Source organism: Marinomonas rhodophyticola (assembly GCF_026113935.1).
Lineage (GTDB): Bacteria > Pseudomonadota > Gammaproteobacteria > Pseudomonadales > Marinomonadaceae > Marinomonas > Marinomonas rhodophyticola.
Map to the genome: position 1 here is coordinate 454,787 of NZ_JAPEUL010000009.1, position 16,944 is coordinate 471,730.

Here is a 16,944-nt window from a genome sequence, read left to right on the forward strand (position 1 = left end):
TCTAAATTTGCCGGAAGGTTTCGGCTAATTTTCCGCTTGGGTTTACTTCACCAGACAGTACTTTAGCAACCGCAGATGCGCCAGCTTGCCCGCCTAGATAAGCTTCCAAAACGGCGGGAACTTTTTCTACAAACGGAAGCACGACTGGTGCGCCATTTTGTAAAACGACCACTGTTTTACTAAGTTGTTCGCCAAGTGCCGCAATCAGATCTAGTTGCACTTGTGGCAGATTCAAATGCTGGCGATCGAAGCCTTCGGATTCGTATTTTGGTGTCAGGCCTGCAAATAAAAAGACCACATCGGCTTGCTTTGCTAGCTCAACCGCCTTGGTAATTTCAGCGCTATCTTCAGCATCATTTAGGTGATAACCCGCCGTGTAAGTGACGTTATCAGGACCAAATTGCTTTTTGATTTCATCTAGAGGCTGTTCTAATTTAAATGGATTAATCTTGGAGCTGCCAGCACCTTGGTAACGAGTGTTGTTGGCTAATGCGCCAATGACCGCAACCTTTTTTCCTACGGCAACAGGCAATAAACCGTCATTCTTTAATAGCACGCAGGTTTCTTCTGCGATCCGGGCAGCCAGTTCGTGGTGAGCGGTTAGGTCTGCTGTAACTTTATTGCTTTCTAACGACACTTGTGATTTCAGAATCAGTTCTAATACGCGAGCGACGGATTTATCTAACTCTGCCATTGTTAGCTGGCCGTTCTCGACAGCGGCGATAATCTTTTTCGTGTTCATGTCGCCAGAGCTTGGCATTTCTAAGTGTTGACCGTTTTTCACCCCTTCTACACGGTCGTTATTTGCGCCCCAATCGGTGACGATAATGCCTTCAAAGCCCCATTCTTTGACCAAAATGTCATCAAGCAATTGTTTGTGTTCTGCCGCGTATGTGCCATTAACCTTGTTGTAGGAACACATCACAGTCCAAGGTTGGGTTTGTTGAACCGCTCTCTCAAAAGCGGGGAGATAGATTTCACGCAAGGTTCTTTGATCGACGATGGCATCGACGGTCATGCGACAGTGCTCGTGATTGTTGACCGCGAAATGTTTTAAACTGGTACCTACGCCTTGGCTTTGTACGCCTTTGATCCAGGCGGCAGACATGTCACCAGCAAGCAATGGGTCTTCGGAGAAATATTCGAAGTTACGACCACCCAATGGGTTACGTTTAATGTTAGTGCCAGGACCGAGCAAGACCGACACATCTTCAGTACGGCATTCTTTGCCTAAAGCTTTGCCCATTTCTTCAATCAGCTTGGTATTCCAAGAGGCCGCCAGTCCTGATGCAGTTGGAAAGCAGGTAGCTTTGACTGCGGCGTTTAGGCCGACATGATCGCCTTCGCCAGCTTGTTTTCGTAAGCCATGAGGCCCGTCCGTTACCATGATGGAGGGTAAGTCTAAGCGCTCAATACCGTGGAGGTTCCAAAAATCCTTGCCGGTACAGAGCATGGCTTTTTCTTCTAGGGTGAGTTCGGTTAAGAGTTGTTTTATTTTTGTATTACTCATCATTGCATCCTTTTTAAGTTTGTGGTGACGGCTTCATACCATCGAGTAGTAATTGAATTAACACCGGGGTGAGTTGCGGAATGGCATCTTGTTCAATTTCCATTAAGGCATCTTTGCGCAGCAACATGCGGCGGAAAAAAGTGGGGACGGCATTAAATAGCGTTACCGCTAAATAAGCGGCTGGAATATCGGTTCGAATACAGCCTTCGGCTTGTCCTAAGGCAACAATGTCAGAGAGGGATTGGCTGACCGTTTCTGGTAATAATTGTGTCAGTTTTTCACGGAATTCGGTTGGTATACGTGATCCAGCATAGTAGCCATCAAATTCGGCAATAAAACGATCATCGTCTTCATATTGATGATCCGAATAGGCTTGCATTAACACGCCAAGACCCTCGCGAATGTTGGAATAATGGCGAGCTTTGATTTTTTCTATAATGCCTTCATAAACATCGATCTTACGAGTCAGCACCACTACAAGTATGGCGAAGCCCAAATCGTATTTATCTTGGTAATAGCGATATAAGGTGTTACGGCTCATGCCAGTGGCTGTGGCAATGTCTTTCATTTGCGTATCAGCAAAGCCATTTTCAATAAAAAGTGCTTCGGCGATGCTGATGATTTTGTCCCGAGTGGCTTCGGTTTGGTGAACCATTCTAGCAATCATAATAATGTTACACGTGTTATATTTTTTTAATAATCTAAGAGCTGATGGATGTGTAGTCAATAAAAAATTGATGAAATAGCGTTCAAGCTCAGAAAATCGAATGAGTATAAGAGGGTTTAGAACAAAAAAGCCTTTGCCTGCTGGCTAGAGGCAAAGGCTGTGATAGGTTTATAAAGCAATAATTTTAGAGGTTATTCAATGACGCGTAGGGTCATCAAATCACTGTCTTTAGTAATGACCAAGCTAGGATCAACGCGCAAACAACTGCCAGCGTAATGTCCTGCTACTGAGAAAGTACACACTTGTGAGCGATAGCCTTCAATGTCTGGGAGTTTCCACAGGGCTTGAAAGATTTGATCTTGATGAGAAAAACGCCCAGCGGTTTCTTCCATCAAGGCGTCTTTGCCGTCATAGAGACTGATGTTAAAACCGCAGCGCCCAGCGATAGGCTTACTCACGTAACCGTTAGTTTTTAGTGCATCACTCAATTCAAAGGACGATTCTAATAAATACGGGTGATCGGGAAAAAGCATCCATAAAACGGGTAAAATCGCCTTATTGCTGGGAATAAGTGTCCAAAGTGGCTCATAAACCATCACGTCCTTACGCAATAATACATCGACTAAACGCGGTGCTTCGCTGCGCGGCATATCCGTTTGATAGTCGCGTAGACGCTGTTCATCATCATCGCATTCGGCACGGATTTGATCGAGCGCGGTTTCCCATGCCCAGGTTTTCCATACCCAACGAATTTTGATGCCATCCGCGTCTACTACGTCACCATCTTGATCCCATCGTAAACTGCTGACGCCTTTAATAACTTTGCAGTTCAGTCCGGCTTTTTCCATGGTGCGTTTCATAAACAGTGCGTGGTAATTCTCTTCAAGATCCGTGTCTTGCATGATGTGAATCACGCCTTTGACAGCACTGTTGCTCCACGCTTCAATAAGTTCGTCGACCAATTCAGTTGCCGAACCTTCGCCTTCCGTTGCACCATAGTGTTCGGCCCACTTTTCTTGAATAATGCCAGCCTCCATATAACAAGAAGCAGAGTCACAGTTGTATTCGTAAACCTTAATGCCCTTTGCTGAGAGGCTAAAATCAAACCGCCCAGTGATCATCTGGTTACGACGGTTGTCCCAAGACTGATGAATTTTAGGCCATAAAGCAGATGGAATATTAAAGCTGGATAATAGATCTTCGTTTTGCAGCACATAATCTGTGGCGTGCATAAACAAGGCGTGTAATTCGTTGGTGGCGCGTTTGAGTTCACGCTCAGCGGTTTCGGTGATGACCATATACTTATAGTCGTCTTCCGGTCGGCTGGCGAGTTTGTGACCGCCCATCATATCGACAAAGGCTTCTTCTGCAGGATTGGCGATATTTAACCAAGCACGGGAAGCCTGGCCTTTGTTGGGTACATGACGTATTTGTAAATTAAATAAAGCCGGATCATCGAGCTTCAATATTTTCGGCATGCAGGTCGTCATCGGTTTGGATTACCCAGCCTAAAATGGAAGCGTCACCATAAGAGCAGCGTAGCCAATAACCGCCATCTTTACTGATTCTGGCATCTAACACGCGGGAGTAATCTTGGCCTTCTGGCCAAACTTGGTGGCCGACGTTTTGTTCGACCAAGTATAAGCGGTCTGGTAAGACTTTGGTCACAATCGCCACATGGCCTGTGATTTCAAATTCGCCGCCTTCGCTCCAAATAAGCAGAGAGCCCCACTTCAGGGTGACGTAATGAACCATTACGAAATGATTTCAATGGTAAGCGGCTTTCATCGGCGATTAAACGTGCCGAGGTAAGGCGAAAAATATCATAAGCCATGGCGACGTCATCAAAGATGTAGCCTTTGTTTAGATACAACCAGCGCCGAGCAAACTCCACACACTGCCATTTGTATCCCATAAAAATACCGTCCACATAACTGCGGTAGGCATGGCGATTGGGTAACTCGTTATCATCGGCTGAATCATAATCAGATGAATACACTGGCACATTCCCAGGAGCGATACCTAGTAAGGTGCCAAAAGGAGCGACTGGCCTGCTGGAATCAGATGTCATTGCGGTGAATTGCCTTACACATAAGTGTTGGATATGAAAAAAGAAAGACGATAAATACATCGCCCAGTGCTGGCAATATAGACCGTCGACAGAGGACCTGCAAGGTCTTAAAAAGAGTATTTTTTGTACTATATTCAGTAAAGAAAGTGCACGCGATTGTATTTTAAAATAACTGCCATATGTAGTGTTTATCTTTGGTATCAAGACCGAAACTTATTTTGGAGTTCATAATGACAAGCACTGTAAAAAATCTGTTTAGCTCAGTAAAAGTGGGAAACCTAGAGTTACCTAATCGTTTTATTATGGCACCTTTGACTCGCACACGTGCACCGGGTCATCAGCCAAATGCCTTGATGGCAGAGTATTATGCTCAACGCGCCAGCACGGGGTTGTTGATTACAGAATGTACCATGGTTACTGAAGGCACATCGGCGTTTGGCGATGACCCTGGTGTGTATTCTGCCGAGCAGATTGAAGGTTGGAAGTTAACCACAGATGCGGTTCATAAAGCTGGCGGTCGTATCTTCATGCAAATTTGGCATGCTGGCCGTGCGGCGCATCCATTATTGAATGACGGCAAAGAAGCGGTGTCGGCAAGCGCGATAGCGATTGATGGTGAAACTCATACACCAGAAGGTAAAAAACCATACACAGTTCCTCGTGCATTAACCGTTGCTGAAATCAAAGACATTGTAGGTGATTTCCGTCAAGCGGCGATCAATGCCAAAGAAGCCGGCTTTGATGGTGTGGAGATTCACGGTGCCAATGGTTACTTAATTGATCAGTTCTTACGTGAAAGCTCTAACCAGCGCACCGATGAATACGGTGGCTCATTGGAAAACCGTGCTCGTTTTTTAACGGAAGTGATTGAGGCGGTAACAGACGTCTTAGGCAGTGATCGTGTTGGTCTGCGTCTGTCTCCGCTTAATAGTTTTCAAAGTATGACAGAAAGTGATCCTGTGGAGTGGACTCGTTTCTTGTGCGAGCATTTAAACCGTTTTAATTTGGCGTATTTGCACCTAATGCGTGCTGATTTCTTTGGTATTCAACAAGCTGATGTGGTCGCAGTGGCTCGTGAAACCTACCAAGGCCATTTAATGGTGAATATGGGATACACACCAGAAGAAGCTAATCAAGTGCTTGCAGACGGTCAGGCTGACAGTGTTGCCTTTGGCAAGGGGATTTTAGCGAATCCAGATTTTGTAGAGCGAGTCAAGGCAGGCGCTGCTTTGAATGAACCAAATCCAAATACCTTCTATACCTCTGGCGCAGAAGGGTATACGGATTATCCGTTCATGACGGCGTAATGTACAAAAGAAAGTATCTAAGTAAAAAGCCAAGGCAGAAAATGCCTTGGCTTTTTACTTTTTGGCGACTGAACTAGCCAGGAATTATTGTTCTTACAGCGATAAATAAAATAGAAGGTCCTAAAAGACAACCAAGAGCTGTATAGAAGGCTGCAGTAATACAGCCATATGGGACAAGCTTGGCATCAGTCGCCGCAAGCCCTGCTGCAACACCACTTGATGTTCCCATCAGACCACCAAATATAATGGCGGTTCTCGGGTTATTAAGACGAATCAGTGGTGCGACAAAGGGGGTCATTACCATAACGAGTATGGACTTCACCAAACCAGCAGCAATAGATAGTGCAATCACCTCTGAGCTAGCACCAATTGCAGCACCAGTAACCGGTCCAACAATATAAGTAATTGCACCTGCTCCAATGGTGGTTATGCTAACGGCGTCGGTATAGCCAAACATCACAGCTACGATAGCTCCAACGATAAAAGAAGAAAGAATACCGACGATAAGGGCGTTAACACCGGCCATTCCTGCGCGTTTTAATTCATCAATTTTGACACCAAAGCCTGTTGCGACAATGGCGAAATCGCGCAACATTGAGCCACCTAGTAAGCCGATACCAGATAATAAAGGAACGTTCACGACGCCTTTATTGCCGCCAGTAAACAGGCCACCAAAATACGCCATTGTTAAACCCAGAAGAATGGCAATAGCCGATCCATGGATGCGTCCTTGAGTCAATTTAGCTGAAAGCCAATACGAGACCCACATAGTAAAACCTATAACGGCAAATCCAGTGATTAAGCTGTATTTCGTGCTAACTAAAAGTAAAGATTCGAACATACAGTCACCTTATAGGTTATTAGTTGATTTAGTGGAATGAGCCGATTCTGTATTGTCGCTGTTTCCCATACGATCAATAACAGGTACCAAAGCAAATGCGACAACAACCGCCATAACACCGGCAAGGATTGCCATTGGGCCGCCGCTTAAGGCACCATGAACGTTTTGTGTTGCAGCCATAGCGACAACAACGGGAATATATATTGCGCTCCAGAACTCAACGCCTTGTTCTGTTTTAGCATCGATAAAGCCTTTTTTATTGAGGTAGCTGCCAGTGATAATCAGTAAAATCATGGCAATACCTACACCACCAACATTCGCAGGAAGACCCATTAAGTTACCTAAAATCTGTCCTATACTAATTCCTACCAATGTACATATTGATAATAACGCGACACCATAAATGATCATGTTTCTCTCCACTCTTATCGTTTTTGTTTTTGGACGAAAATGCTGTTCACTGGTTTCTTGGGTGGCGTTCACCTCCTTTTATTTGCTGCAATATTTTGGTGTGGTTATAAAAGAGTCTTAAGATTTAAATTTTCAATGTTGTAACATTCGCCAGTGCTTAAAATCTTACGGAACAGACCTGTAAGAGTGCTGCCTGGAGGCATTTCTAGAACTCTATTTACGCCTTTCTCTTTAAGCATTTGGCAGCTGTCATGCCAATGCAGCTGATGCGACATATTCAAAGCTAGATCTTTTTTTATCTCATCTGGCTTATGTAAGACTCGAGCTTTTGCAGCACTGACATATAGGCTGTTTGGAGTCTTTAAAGTGATGGACTGAAACATGGCCAGAAGCTTTTCCGATTGCTCTCTTAATAAAGGGCAATGAGAGGGTACGGTGACATCTAAAAAAACACTGGCTCCAACCCCCGTACTTCTAACTTGCTCAGCAGCGATTTTTAAAACTCTCTTTTCTCCAGCCAGAACGAACTGATATTCACCATTAAGATTGGCCAGATAAACGTTTTCGCCCTTTTCCTGGAGTGAGTTAACGGCGGCTTGCACATGTTTAAACTCAGCTCCGGTTATTGCCAGCATGCCATAGCCAGTTGGATAAGCTGACTTCATTGAATCGGCGCGAGCTTTTACTAATCGTAATGCATCGTCAAAATCTAGACTTCCCGCTACCACTGCTGCAGGGTAAGCGCCGATAGAAAGACCTAAAACGTAGTCAGGTTTTATTCCTATGTTTTGTAAATATCGTCCCCATGCTACTCCGCAAATTAATAGGGCAAGCTGCACATTCACTGTATCAGTAAGCGCTTCTTTTGAATCTAGTGCGTCTAGTTTTACGCCTAAGATATCCTTAGCCTGTTGTTTTATAAGGGTTACATCAGGATGATCTGGTAAGTTTTGTAACATATGAACACGCTGCGCCCCCTGTCCTGGAAAGGTAAATACTTGAGTCATAATTGCATACCTCCTTCCCAAGGATTAGCGACCAAAAATGGGCCTTTTTCCGTCTTAATAAGCACTGTCGAACTTTTTCCAGCCCATTCTGATAATGCCATTGCTCCGGTCATTGTTTCGATTTGAATGTCTAAGCGACATGGTAATTCACCAAGCTCTTTCAATAACTCCCGTGCAAAGGGTTTGCTTAATGGCTTCGGTGCCTTGATGACTAAGTCCAGATCACTTTTTGCATGAATTTGCTTATCACCAGTTGCAAGCTCGTAACCAAGGCTTCCGGTAATCCCCCACTCTAAATTATGACCGTCGAGCACTTGGGCGACTGTTTCCAATGCTTGTAAAACGGGCGCTTTGAAGCGATCTGGATGATCTAACCAAGCTTGTGCCCTTGTTATTTCATAAGGCGTTAAGCTCGATTGCACCGCAGATAGAGGAGCATAAGCGGCACAACGCTCATTTTTGTTAGCACCGCGAACACCTACTGCGACAAGCCCTGCTATCGAAACCCGCTCTCGGCGCACGACAACTGGGCCATTTCCACTTGTTACCCAATCAGGTAGGTCTGGTTTTTCAGCACCAGCAACAAGCAAAAAGCGGTCAAGCCAGAGTAAATCGTGCGCTAGCCACATCATAAACTTGGCTCAGCCTTTTTCCATTGCGAGCGAAGCAGTTCACGAACTCGACGTGATGCACCTCTATTCTCACCTTGTAAACGCTTTGTTATTTGCGTGTCACCCTTAAGGTTGTCTACCGCATCGGCTAATAGGGTTTGCACAAGCTCAATATCTTTAGAGGAAGGCGCGTCGGCACTGCTAACATCAATAAATTGTTCAATCAGCCCAAGCGTTGCAAAGCTTTTAAGGTCGTAAGCCATTGGCGGTATGGCTTTGGCTAGTTGATCTAATTCCTCTTCAGAGCGCATGGTAATTCGAGCTGCAGCGGCTTTACCCATTGCATGCACCATGACGCCATCGTCATTTAGGGCAAGAATCGTATTGGCCTGATAGCCATGGGCCAAAAATGCCCCCGACATGGCTTTGCCGACGAGTAGCGCAATAACAGGATGGCCTGCTTGTCTGGCTTGCGCATAAGCAGACACTGCCGCCGCGAGAGCTTGGTGAATACCAAGTGCCTCTTCTCTTCGTCCATAAGCCTGACTAGGTACATCGACAATGGCGATAATGGCTGACTTTTGTTCGCTTCCAGCGTCTTTAGAAACAATGTTATGGATTGCATCCGCCAGTGCCCAACCTTCCAAAAGTCCTACCTCGCCATTAATGGCTCTTGGGTAGAGGTTATTTTTATCGGGTTGAACCAATATCAGTGAGCATGGGCGTTCCGCTAAGTTGCCATTGGCAATCATCACCGAGGGAACGGCACCTTCATGCACCATCATATTGTCTGCTAATAGATCAAACCAAACACGACCACGGTGTGTTTTTACGGTATCTGTCTTGATTGCTTCAGTGCTCATAATGATGCTCCCTTAGCGAAAATCTCACGTGCTGCTTCAGAGGTAATTTGATGCTGCGTATCTACATTTTTTAGTCTGTTTAAAGAGGACTGAATCGCTTCGCTGCGGAAAGTATCTGGTACACCTTTGCGTAAGTACTCTTGTACTTTGTGACGAACGTCTATGACATCTGAGCTAAAAAAGTCGTCAACTAAACCAGTTGTATAACGTTGCTCGCCTCCGGTTAAACCCCAGATAAAAGGGCGATCACGAGAGTCATATTCACCCACGCCAGCTTCTTGCTCAATAACTTGTGGGCCGTTTAATCCAAGGCGACCTTCACGAGTCATTAATAAATAGCTGCACAGACCTGCGGTAATAGACATGCCACCAAAACAACCAACGGGACCCGTAATCAAGGCCACAACAGGTTGTAGTTTTCGTAACGCCACAATGGCCGATTGAATCTCGGCAATCGCGGCCAAACCTAAATTGGCTTCTTGTAGACGAACACCACCGGTTTCAAACATTAATACAGCGGCAATGGATTCTCCTGCTTGGTTCGCTTCAACGGCCAATTCAAGAACGCCCGCTATTTTTGCCCCAGCTACTTCACCCAAACTGCCACCCTGAAAGCTGCCATCAATCGCGATAGCAATCACAGACTTGCCATCAATTGCACCACGAGCAACCACTACGCCATCATCAAACTGAGGCACAATGCCTTGTACTTCTAACCAAGGCGAAATAACTCGGTCGAATGGTGTAACCAGTTCTCGCATTGAACCTGAGTCCAATATGTACTCAATGCGTTTTCTCGCACCTTGTTCAACAAAATTAGTGTTTAATCTCGAGTCTTGAGGGTTACTCATAAGATGCCTCCTTGGTTAAGGCTTGCTCTAATGCTTGTTCTAAACGTAAACGAATCACACCCGGTGTTGCAGAAAAATCATGGATGTCCATGCGCATCATTGGTAAAGGCTGATTGGCTTCAATGCGTTCGATAAGAGCGAGCCATCGTTGCTCCCCCGCCGAGCTAGAAGAGTGGATATAGATGTCAGCTTGAGGACGATCGCTGTTATCAATCATGACTTCTAAATCACCTGACCCAACATAACCCACTAAGGTTTGATTAATGGGGGCTTTACGAGCAGGGCGAACAATATGAAACGTATCCATAAAAACTCCTAAATTAGTGGTTGGTCTGGTGAGTCAGGCTGTCTATAAACAGGGTCGCAGCCAACAAATCGGCAGCACCACCAGGAGAGGCATTTAATCGCAATAGGTCTTGCTCTAATTTGTTAAGCAACTGACGACCTAATAATGTGCCTGTCCCACCCGCATCAAGCACGGCATTAGCGCCTTGCTGCATAGTGTTTATCCCTTCAAGTCCTGCCCGTGACGCAACACAGGTGTCTGAAAGTCGCGTCATAATGGCGAGTAATGCGTTAAGCTGAGCGTCGGACTCTGAGTCGCCTCGAGCCTCGGCTGATGAATAACATAGGAAGACCGAGTTCTTGGATATGAGGAAAGCCTTGTTGCGCTTCTTCCTTCGCACCTGATAAGCCATATTGATGGCGAACTTGTAAGCCGTTACTTAGGTACACGGCTTTAAGTCCTTCGTCAGGTAAGTTTGCTAAACGCGCAGCGTCATTAAATAATTCATCAAGCGTGTTAGCTTTAGTCGCCGCGGCGACTAATAACCCTAATGCCCAGATTGCACCTTTATGAGTATTAACGCCGTTTGTCGCTTTGCGCATCGCCAGTTCCGCATCACGACCAAGGGCGCCAATATTACGACGCAGCTCAGAACCTATTGGGTGCAAGGTGGCAGCTTCAGCCATCTTGCAAAAGTAAGGTTCAAGGCAGTGAGCCGATTTTATTAACAAACCCACATCCATATCAGTGTGGGCACCAGAGCCTCGTGAATCCACGAGGGCTGGCTTCGGACTCAACATTGCTTCTTGCTTCAACGCTTGAGAAGCAAGTCGCGCAAGGCTCTTGGCATCAAGACGTCTTACCTTGGTCGCGTCCAGAGACAGTTCATCTTTCAATAAGATGGTCATCACTAATTTTAGTAATATAGTCATTACCAGCTCCGGAATTTAGCAGGTGGCTTATAGAGACCATTCGACCAAGTTTCAAGGTCTGAAATACTTGAAGCCGCCAACAAGTCTCGGCTAGCATCGCTTCTTCGAATGCCTAAATCTTCTGGGTAAGCAACCAAGCCATCCCGTCGTAATTGAGCGGTAACTTCAGGGTTTTGGCTGAGTCCCAGTGGCGTAACGCCAGCCACCGCTGCGATCATGGCTCGGCGTTGTTCTAGTGATTCGGCTTTGTATACATAAGCGATGCCTTCCTCGGTCAGAACGTGAGTTACATCGCTGGCATAAATCATCACCGGAGCCAATGGCATTTTGTAATCGCGCGCCATGGCCAAAGCATCGAGCCTCTTCGACAAAGGTCGACTTATTACTGTCTTGATAGGTTTCTACCATTTGGACGACAAGCTTGCGGCCTTTGCTTAACAAGGAATCATCGGGCTTCATATCCAGCCAAGCGGGTGATGAATGTCTTCTTCCGCCTGGGTCATGACCCATATTTGGCGCGCCGCCAAAGCCGGCCAAACGACCTCGAGTGACGGTTGAAGAATTGCCATCGCCATCAACTTGTAACGTCGAGCCAATAAACATATCAACCGCGTATTGTCCTGCTAGCTGACAAAAGGCACGGTTAGAACGCATTGAGCCGTCTTTACCGGTAAAGAAAACATCCGGACGATTGGCAATATAATCTTCCATGCCGAGTTCGGTGCCGAAACAATGCACGCTTTCAACCCAGCCAGTTTCAATCGCTGGAATCAAGGTTGGATGAGGGTTTAATGTCCAATGGCGGCAAATTTTGCCTTTTAGTCCTAATGATTCGCCATAGGTCGGCAAGAGCAATTCAATGGCTGCGGTATTAAAGCCAATGCCATGATTTAGAGACTGCACTTGGTGTTTCGCGTAGATGCCTTTAATGGCCATCATGCCCATCAAAACTTGCAGCGGTGTAATAAGGCGAGGATCACGAGTAAACAAAGGTTCGATGAAGAAAGGTTGATCCGCTAAGACAATGTAATCGACCCAAGACGCCGGAATATCCACTCGCGGCAAGTCCGATACATCGTCGACAATTTCATTAACTTGGAAAATAACAATACCATCGCGAAATGCGGCCGCTTCAACTAGTGCGGGCGTGTCTTCGGTACTTGGTCCTGTATAAATATTGCCTAATCTGTCTGCTTTAAAACCCGCTAGTAGTGCAATATTTGGATTAAGATCTACGTAAAGTCGAGCATACAACTCGATATAGGTGTGTATCGCGCCAACTTCTAACAGGCCATCTTCCATTAGTTGGCCAATGCGTAAGCTTTGTGGGCCAGAAAAAGAGAAATCCAGTTTACGAGCAATACCCATTTCAAATAGATCCAAATGTTCGGATCGACTGATGCTAGGCATAATCATATGGAGGTTGTTGATTTTATCAGGGGAGACTTTTGCTAATGAACGAGAAAGGAAATCGGCTTGTTTCTGGTTATTGCCTTCTAGTACGACTTTATCACCAGGCTGTATTAGCTGCTCCATGGCAGCAACGATGTTCTCTGTTGGAATGATAGACCCGTCAACTAGATGACTAAGATCTGACATACGGCGTTCTTTATTTTGACGTCGGCTGAACCAATTATGTCCAGAATCAGTATTCGTTTGCATCGCACTTCATCCTGTTTTTTTCTTTCACAGTATGAAGGAAGGCATTGTCTATCAATCAATGTGCTTGTGGAATCATTACTCTCATGCTAATAATCTTTGAAAAAAATAATAGAGAGCAGTGACGCTCTAAGAAAAAGCTGGAAAGAATTATGTTTGATGAAATGATCACCCTAAAGAAATTGGAAGTGTTTCTGACCTTTATGAAAGTGGGCACTTTGTCTGAGGCGGCCGAGAAGCTGCAGCTCAGTTCAGTAAGTGTTCATCGGGCGATACACTCTCTTGAAGAAGGATTGAAGTGTCCTTTGTTTCGACAAGAAGGTCGATTACTGACGCCTTTACCCAGCGCTAGAGTGTTAGAGGAAAGGGTCACACAAGTATTAAATGATCTCCAAGATGGGATCACCAGCACTCGAGAAGTCGCCGGTCTTTATTCCAATCAATTCAAATTAGGCGCGTTGTATTCGCTCACTATCAGCACATTACCGCAGCTAATCGCCGGTCTTAAACGCCGCAAAAGTGACTTAAATATCGAGCTATCATTAGGTTCAAATGCTTCTTTATTGGGCAAACTAAGGTCCTTTGAACTCGATGTGATCCTGATCTCAGCGGAAAAAACCATTGATGATGTAGAGTATACCCATCTGCCTCTTTTTGAAGATGAGCTGATGTTGGCCGTGAGCTGTGATTCACCTCTCGCCAATAAGAGCCAAATTAAACTCGAGGATTTTCAGCACGAAAATTTTGTTACATTAACAGATGGTTTTGCTACTTCCGCAGACACCAAAAAAGTCTTTCAGCAAGCCGGGATACAACCCAATATTGCGATGGAATTAGGGGACATATTTTCGTTAATGAGCATGGTAAGTGGCGGTGTTGGCTACGCCATATTGCCACGTCGTGTAGAGCATGTCTTTGATACCAAAATAAAATTATTATCGATGGAAAATATGGCCGATATGAAACAGCAAGTCGTCATGGTGTGTCTAGCGAGTCGTGAAAGAGACCCTAGAATCTTAAACTGCATCGTTGAATGCCGTAATTACGCACGAGAATACAAAGCAAGAATGTGATGCAGGGGAACAACGAAATGGGTTTGTTCTTGTCCTTAATATATCGAGATCAATAACCTTTGACTCTGCATTATTTTTTCATAGAGAATGGCTCTCAAGTTCGTATTTTCAAATGCCCAACCTTATATGATGAGGCAAAATCATTGTGACCATTGCTTCTGCACTTATTTCCAAACTGCCGTTAGTCGGCACGACTATTTTCACAAAAATGTCGGCGTTAGCCGCCGAAAAAGGCGCGATTAACCTGTCGCAAGGTTTCCCAGATTTCCCACCTGATGCTCGATTATTGGAACGTGCATCGCAGGCGATTTTAACCGGTAATAATCAATATTCGCCTATGACTGGCTTGCCAATTTTAAGAGAAGCGATTGCCAGCTTGATCGAACATCATTACGACCGAAAAGTTAACGCGTTTGACGAGATTACGGTGACGAGTGGTGCGTCGGAAGCCATTTTTGATGCGATTGCTGCGTTAGTGCATAACGGCGATGAAGTGATCTTGTTTGATCCCGCTTATGACTTGTATGAGCCAGCAGTGACCTTAGCGGGTGGTGTTTGTCGTCGAGTGACCTTAACTGCGCCTGAGTTTCGCCCTGATTGGCAGGCGTTTGCTGATTTGCTTACTGATAAAACGCGTTTGGTCTTAATCAATACGCCACACAATCCGACCGGAAGCTGTTGGTTGGCGGAAGATTTAGAATCCTTATGGCAAGCGATTGCGAGCCGAGACATTTATGTACTGTCTGATGAAGTGTATGAATTTATTCACTTTGGTAAATCTGCAGTAAGTGTTCACCAACACCCTGAGCTAATTAAACGCAGCTTGGTAGTTTCTTCTTTTGGTAAAAGCTTTCACTTAACAGGTTGGAAAGTGGGCTACATTGTGGCACCAGCGGAATTAACCGTGGAACTGCGCAAAGTGCATCAGTTTGTCTCCTTCTGTACCGCAACACCTTTGCAACAAGCCTTGGCGGAGCATCTTATTGCATTGCCTGAAGCGAGTGCTGATTTAGCGGTGTTCTATCAGCAAAAACGTGACGTACTGAGAAGCGCATTGGCTGGCAGCCGTTTTGCCTTATTGCCATGCGAGGGTACGTATTTTCAATTATTGGATTACAGCGCGATCAGTGATTTGGACGACGTGGCGTTTTGTGAATGGTTAATTGACCAAGTCGGTGTCGCCGCGATTCCGATTAGTGTGTTTTATCAACAAGCTCCTAAAGATCAGCGCCTGATTCGTTTGTGTTTTGCGAAGGAAGACAGCACTTTATTAGAAGCCGCCAGACGTTTGACGGCTTTATAAAAGAGACCTACTGGAGGAAGCTGATCGAAGCAAGTTATTTCGTTCAGTTTTTCATCCCAGTTGGCACGGCTGTCCATGAATATATGGGCTTGTGGGGTGATATCGACCTCTGTGTCTAAGCAACCCGCAGGAACGACGACTAAGCCGCGTGTTTTCGCATCTGTAGGCACATTGGAGCCACACACGGAGCAAAAAGTGCGAGCAAAGTTAGTATTTTCTAAACGATAAAAACGGAGTCTATCTTCGCCACTCAACCAAGTAAGCGTAGCGCCCGGTGCAAATAAATTGGCGCAGTGTGCGGTGCCAGAGGTTTTTCGGCAACGGCTGCAATGACAAAGGAAGAACTTCTTAAATTCGCCTTCCAACTCAAATTTAACGGCGCCACATAGGCAAGATCCAGTATGAAGGTGACTCATAATTACTCCGCCAAAAAGAGTTTTTAAACTAAACGCCTACGGAAAACATACCTTCCAAATCATGTTTTGAATACGCTTGAAACGCCAACATGGTTTCTGTTTTCAAAATATAATCAATTTGAGCAAGGTGTTGCGTAACGAGTTTCAGACAGTTGGTCATTAGTTTGTACGCGGGCGATAGCAGCGATATCGTATGAACCACTGACAGAATACACTTCAGATAAACCTTCGATAGACGCAAGTTTCTCAGCGACTTGGTTGATGTGCTTTTTCTCAACAGAAAGCATGATAATAGCGGTAACCATAAGTGTTTCCTCTTTGGATTGTTAATGTGCGCTGTTATTTGAATAAAACAAATTTCGAAGAATTAGTGCCAGCGAATAGTGGGGAATTAAAGCACCTTAAGCTGCGATTTACAAAGGAACAAAGAGGTAACTTATGTGGATAAACAGGAAAGTTAGGGTTGTTAAACGTTGCGTATAAGAAAGAATACGGCATGGCTGTAGCATGCCGTTTGAAAAGTTAAAATATTACTTAATTAAAGCGATTCACTATGTTAGCAACACGTTCGCCGTAAAGACGAGCTGTTTCTAGGTCGCCTTCAGGAATAGCATCATCCCCAGCGTCTGAAGGCGATTGGACTAAAACGCCCACAGAGCCACCTAGATTATTTACGTCGCTACGTGTCGCTGCAAGCGCATTGGCAGGTGGAAGTCCCAAACTTACCCAAATACCACCATGCTGTGATGCGAGTGTTTGCAGGTAAATAAGTGTGACTTGTTTGTCGCCATTTAAACTGGCGCTGTTGGTAAAACCAGCAAATACTTTGTCTTTCCACGCTTGGGTGAACCAAGCTTTAGAGGTAGCATCAGCGAATTTTTTAAATTGCCAAGGTGCACCACCCATGTAAGTTGGCGCCCCAAAAATGATGGCGTCTGCTGCGTTCAAAGTATCCCAATCCGCGTCAGTAATATCACCATTTTCATCAATTTGAATGCTTTGCGCGTTAGCGCCCTTTGCAACATACTCTGCAACGCGTTTGGTATGTCCGTACCCAGAGAAGAAAACCACGACTGTCTTTTTCATTACTCGCTCCAATGTTTTTTTAGATGAATTAATACGAGGTAAGGCTTCGT

General features: G+C 45.2%; 21 protein-coding genes and 1 pseudogene. 3 read left to right on the forward strand and 19 right to left on the reverse strand.

What is annotated here, in order from left to right; genetic code table 11:
- Position 1 precedes the first annotated feature (1 nt).
- The 5 genes from ONZ52_RS16575 to ONZ52_RS16595 form a co-directional block, all read right to left on the reverse strand.
- On the reverse strand, positions 2-1,510 hold the full coding sequence (locus ONZ52_RS16575) for a glycoside hydrolase family 3 protein (RefSeq protein WP_265219815.1): 1,509 nt from the start codon (positions 1,508-1,510) through the stop codon (positions 2-4).
- Positions 1,511-1,523: 13 nt separating this feature from the next.
- Complete coding sequence (locus tag ONZ52_RS16580) at positions 1,524-2,165, reverse strand: TetR/AcrR family transcriptional regulator (protein WP_265219816.1); 642 nt, start codon at positions 2,163-2,165, stop codon at positions 1,524-1,526.
- Between the two features lie 203 nt (positions 2,166-2,368).
- Positions 2,369-3,655, reverse strand: coding sequence for a glutathionylspermidine synthase family protein (locus ONZ52_RS16585; protein ID WP_265219817.1), 1,287 nt, complete (start codon positions 3,653-3,655; stop codon positions 2,369-2,371).
- Positions 3,630-3,845, reverse strand: a complete 216-nt coding sequence (locus ONZ52_RS16590; protein WP_265220328.1) for a hypothetical protein — start codon at positions 3,843-3,845, stop codon at positions 3,630-3,632. The genes ONZ52_RS16585 and ONZ52_RS16590 overlap by 26 nt, the downstream gene beginning before the upstream one ends.
- Positions 3,846-3,867: 22 nt before the next feature.
- Complete coding sequence (locus tag ONZ52_RS16595) at positions 3,868-4,248, reverse strand: hypothetical protein (protein WP_265219818.1); 381 nt, start codon at positions 4,246-4,248, stop codon at positions 3,868-3,870.
- Between the two features lie 230 nt (positions 4,249-4,478).
- Between ONZ52_RS16595 and ONZ52_RS16600 the strand changes: the two genes are divergently transcribed.
- On the forward strand, positions 4,479-5,555 hold the full coding sequence (locus ONZ52_RS16600; RefSeq protein ID WP_265219819.1) for an alkene reductase: 1,077 nt from the start codon (positions 4,479-4,481) through the stop codon (positions 5,553-5,555).
- A gap of 73 nt (positions 5,556-5,628) precedes the next feature.
- Here ONZ52_RS16600 and madM read toward each other — a convergent pair whose 3' ends face one another.
- The 11 genes and pseudogenes from madM to ONZ52_RS16655 all read right to left on the reverse strand — a co-directional run.
- Positions 5,629-6,396 (reverse strand): malonate transporter subunit MadM, encoded by a 768-nt coding sequence (gene madM / locus ONZ52_RS16605; RefSeq protein WP_265219820.1) that lies wholly within the window; start codon positions 6,394-6,396, stop codon positions 5,629-5,631.
- 9 nt (positions 6,397-6,405) lie between these two features.
- Positions 6,406-6,807 (reverse strand): malonate transporter subunit MadL, encoded by a 402-nt coding sequence (gene madL / locus ONZ52_RS16610; RefSeq protein ID WP_212917271.1) that lies wholly within the window; start codon positions 6,805-6,807, stop codon positions 6,406-6,408.
- Between the two features lie 104 nt (positions 6,808-6,911).
- A complete protein-coding gene (locus ONZ52_RS16615; RefSeq protein ID WP_265219821.1) occupies positions 6,912-7,814 on the reverse strand; it encodes an ACP S-malonyltransferase in 903 nt (300 codons plus the stop codon).
- Positions 7,811-8,446: a malonate decarboxylase holo-ACP synthase gene (locus ONZ52_RS16620; RefSeq protein ID WP_265219822.1), complete on the reverse strand. Its 636-nt coding sequence runs from the start codon at positions 8,444-8,446 to the stop codon at positions 7,811-7,813. The genes ONZ52_RS16615 and ONZ52_RS16620 overlap by 4 nt, the downstream gene beginning before the upstream one ends.
- Positions 8,443-9,288, reverse strand: a complete 846-nt coding sequence (gene mdcE / locus ONZ52_RS16625; RefSeq protein ID WP_265219823.1) for a biotin-independent malonate decarboxylase subunit gamma — start codon at positions 9,286-9,288, stop codon at positions 8,443-8,445. Before mdcE ends, ONZ52_RS16620 begins: the two co-directional genes overlap by 4 nt.
- Positions 9,285-10,139: a biotin-independent malonate decarboxylase subunit beta gene (locus ONZ52_RS16630; RefSeq protein WP_265219824.1), complete on the reverse strand. Its 855-nt coding sequence runs from the start codon at positions 10,137-10,139 to the stop codon at positions 9,285-9,287. Before ONZ52_RS16630 ends, mdcE begins: the two co-directional genes overlap by 4 nt.
- The gene (locus ONZ52_RS16635) at positions 10,132-10,446 is read right to left on the reverse strand and encodes a malonate decarboxylase acyl carrier protein (RefSeq protein ID WP_265219825.1); all 315 of its coding nucleotides are present in this window, start codon (positions 10,444-10,446) and stop codon (positions 10,132-10,134) included. Before ONZ52_RS16635 ends, ONZ52_RS16630 begins: the two co-directional genes overlap by 8 nt.
- A gap of 13 nt (positions 10,447-10,459) precedes the next feature.
- Positions 10,460-10,699: a triphosphoribosyl-dephospho-CoA synthase gene (locus ONZ52_RS16640; RefSeq protein ID WP_473482036.1), complete on the reverse strand. Its 240-nt coding sequence runs from the start codon at positions 10,697-10,699 to the stop codon at positions 10,460-10,462.
- A gap of 16 nt (positions 10,700-10,715) precedes the next feature.
- Entirely contained in the window at positions 10,716-11,357 is a 642-nt protein-coding gene (locus tag ONZ52_RS16645; RefSeq protein WP_265219827.1) for a triphosphoribosyl-dephospho-CoA synthase, read from the reverse strand.
- Positions 11,357-11,701 carry a malonate decarboxylase subunit alpha gene (locus tag ONZ52_RS16650; RefSeq protein WP_321160359.1) on the reverse strand — a complete coding sequence of 115 codons (345 nt, stop codon included), beginning with the start codon at positions 11,699-11,701 and terminating at the stop codon, positions 11,357-11,359. The genes ONZ52_RS16645 and ONZ52_RS16650 overlap by 1 nt, the downstream gene beginning before the upstream one ends.
- 25 nt (positions 11,702-11,726) lie before the next feature.
- A pseudogene (locus ONZ52_RS16655) lies at positions 11,727-13,019 on the reverse strand (malonate decarboxylase subunit alpha); the annotation flags it as partial.
- 149 nt (positions 13,020-13,168) lie between these two features.
- Between ONZ52_RS16655 and ONZ52_RS16660 the strand changes: the two are divergent.
- Positions 13,169-14,089 carry a LysR family transcriptional regulator gene (locus ONZ52_RS16660; protein ID WP_265219829.1) on the forward strand — a complete coding sequence of 307 codons (921 nt, stop codon included), beginning with the start codon at positions 13,169-13,171 and terminating at the stop codon, positions 14,087-14,089.
- 145 nt (positions 14,090-14,234) lie between these two features.
- Positions 14,235-15,392, forward strand: coding sequence for a methionine aminotransferase (locus ONZ52_RS16665; protein WP_346433243.1), 1,158 nt, complete (start codon positions 14,235-14,237; stop codon positions 15,390-15,392).
- Here the strand turns inward: ONZ52_RS16665 and ONZ52_RS16670 are convergent.
- From ONZ52_RS16670 to ONZ52_RS16680, 3 genes are all read right to left on the reverse strand, one after another.
- Positions 15,314-15,808 (reverse strand): GFA family protein, encoded by a 495-nt coding sequence (locus ONZ52_RS16670; protein ID WP_265219830.1) that lies wholly within the window; start codon positions 15,806-15,808, stop codon positions 15,314-15,316. The genes ONZ52_RS16665 and ONZ52_RS16670 overlap by 79 nt on opposite strands.
- A gap of 113 nt (positions 15,809-15,921) precedes the next feature.
- Entirely contained in the window at positions 15,922-16,113 is a 192-nt protein-coding gene (locus ONZ52_RS16675; RefSeq protein ID WP_265219831.1) for an Lrp/AsnC ligand binding domain-containing protein, read from the reverse strand.
- Between the two features lie 229 nt (positions 16,114-16,342).
- Positions 16,343-16,894, reverse strand: coding sequence for a flavodoxin family protein (locus ONZ52_RS16680; RefSeq protein WP_265219832.1), 552 nt, complete (start codon positions 16,892-16,894; stop codon positions 16,343-16,345).
- Between the last annotated feature and the right edge of the window lie 50 nt (positions 16,895-16,944).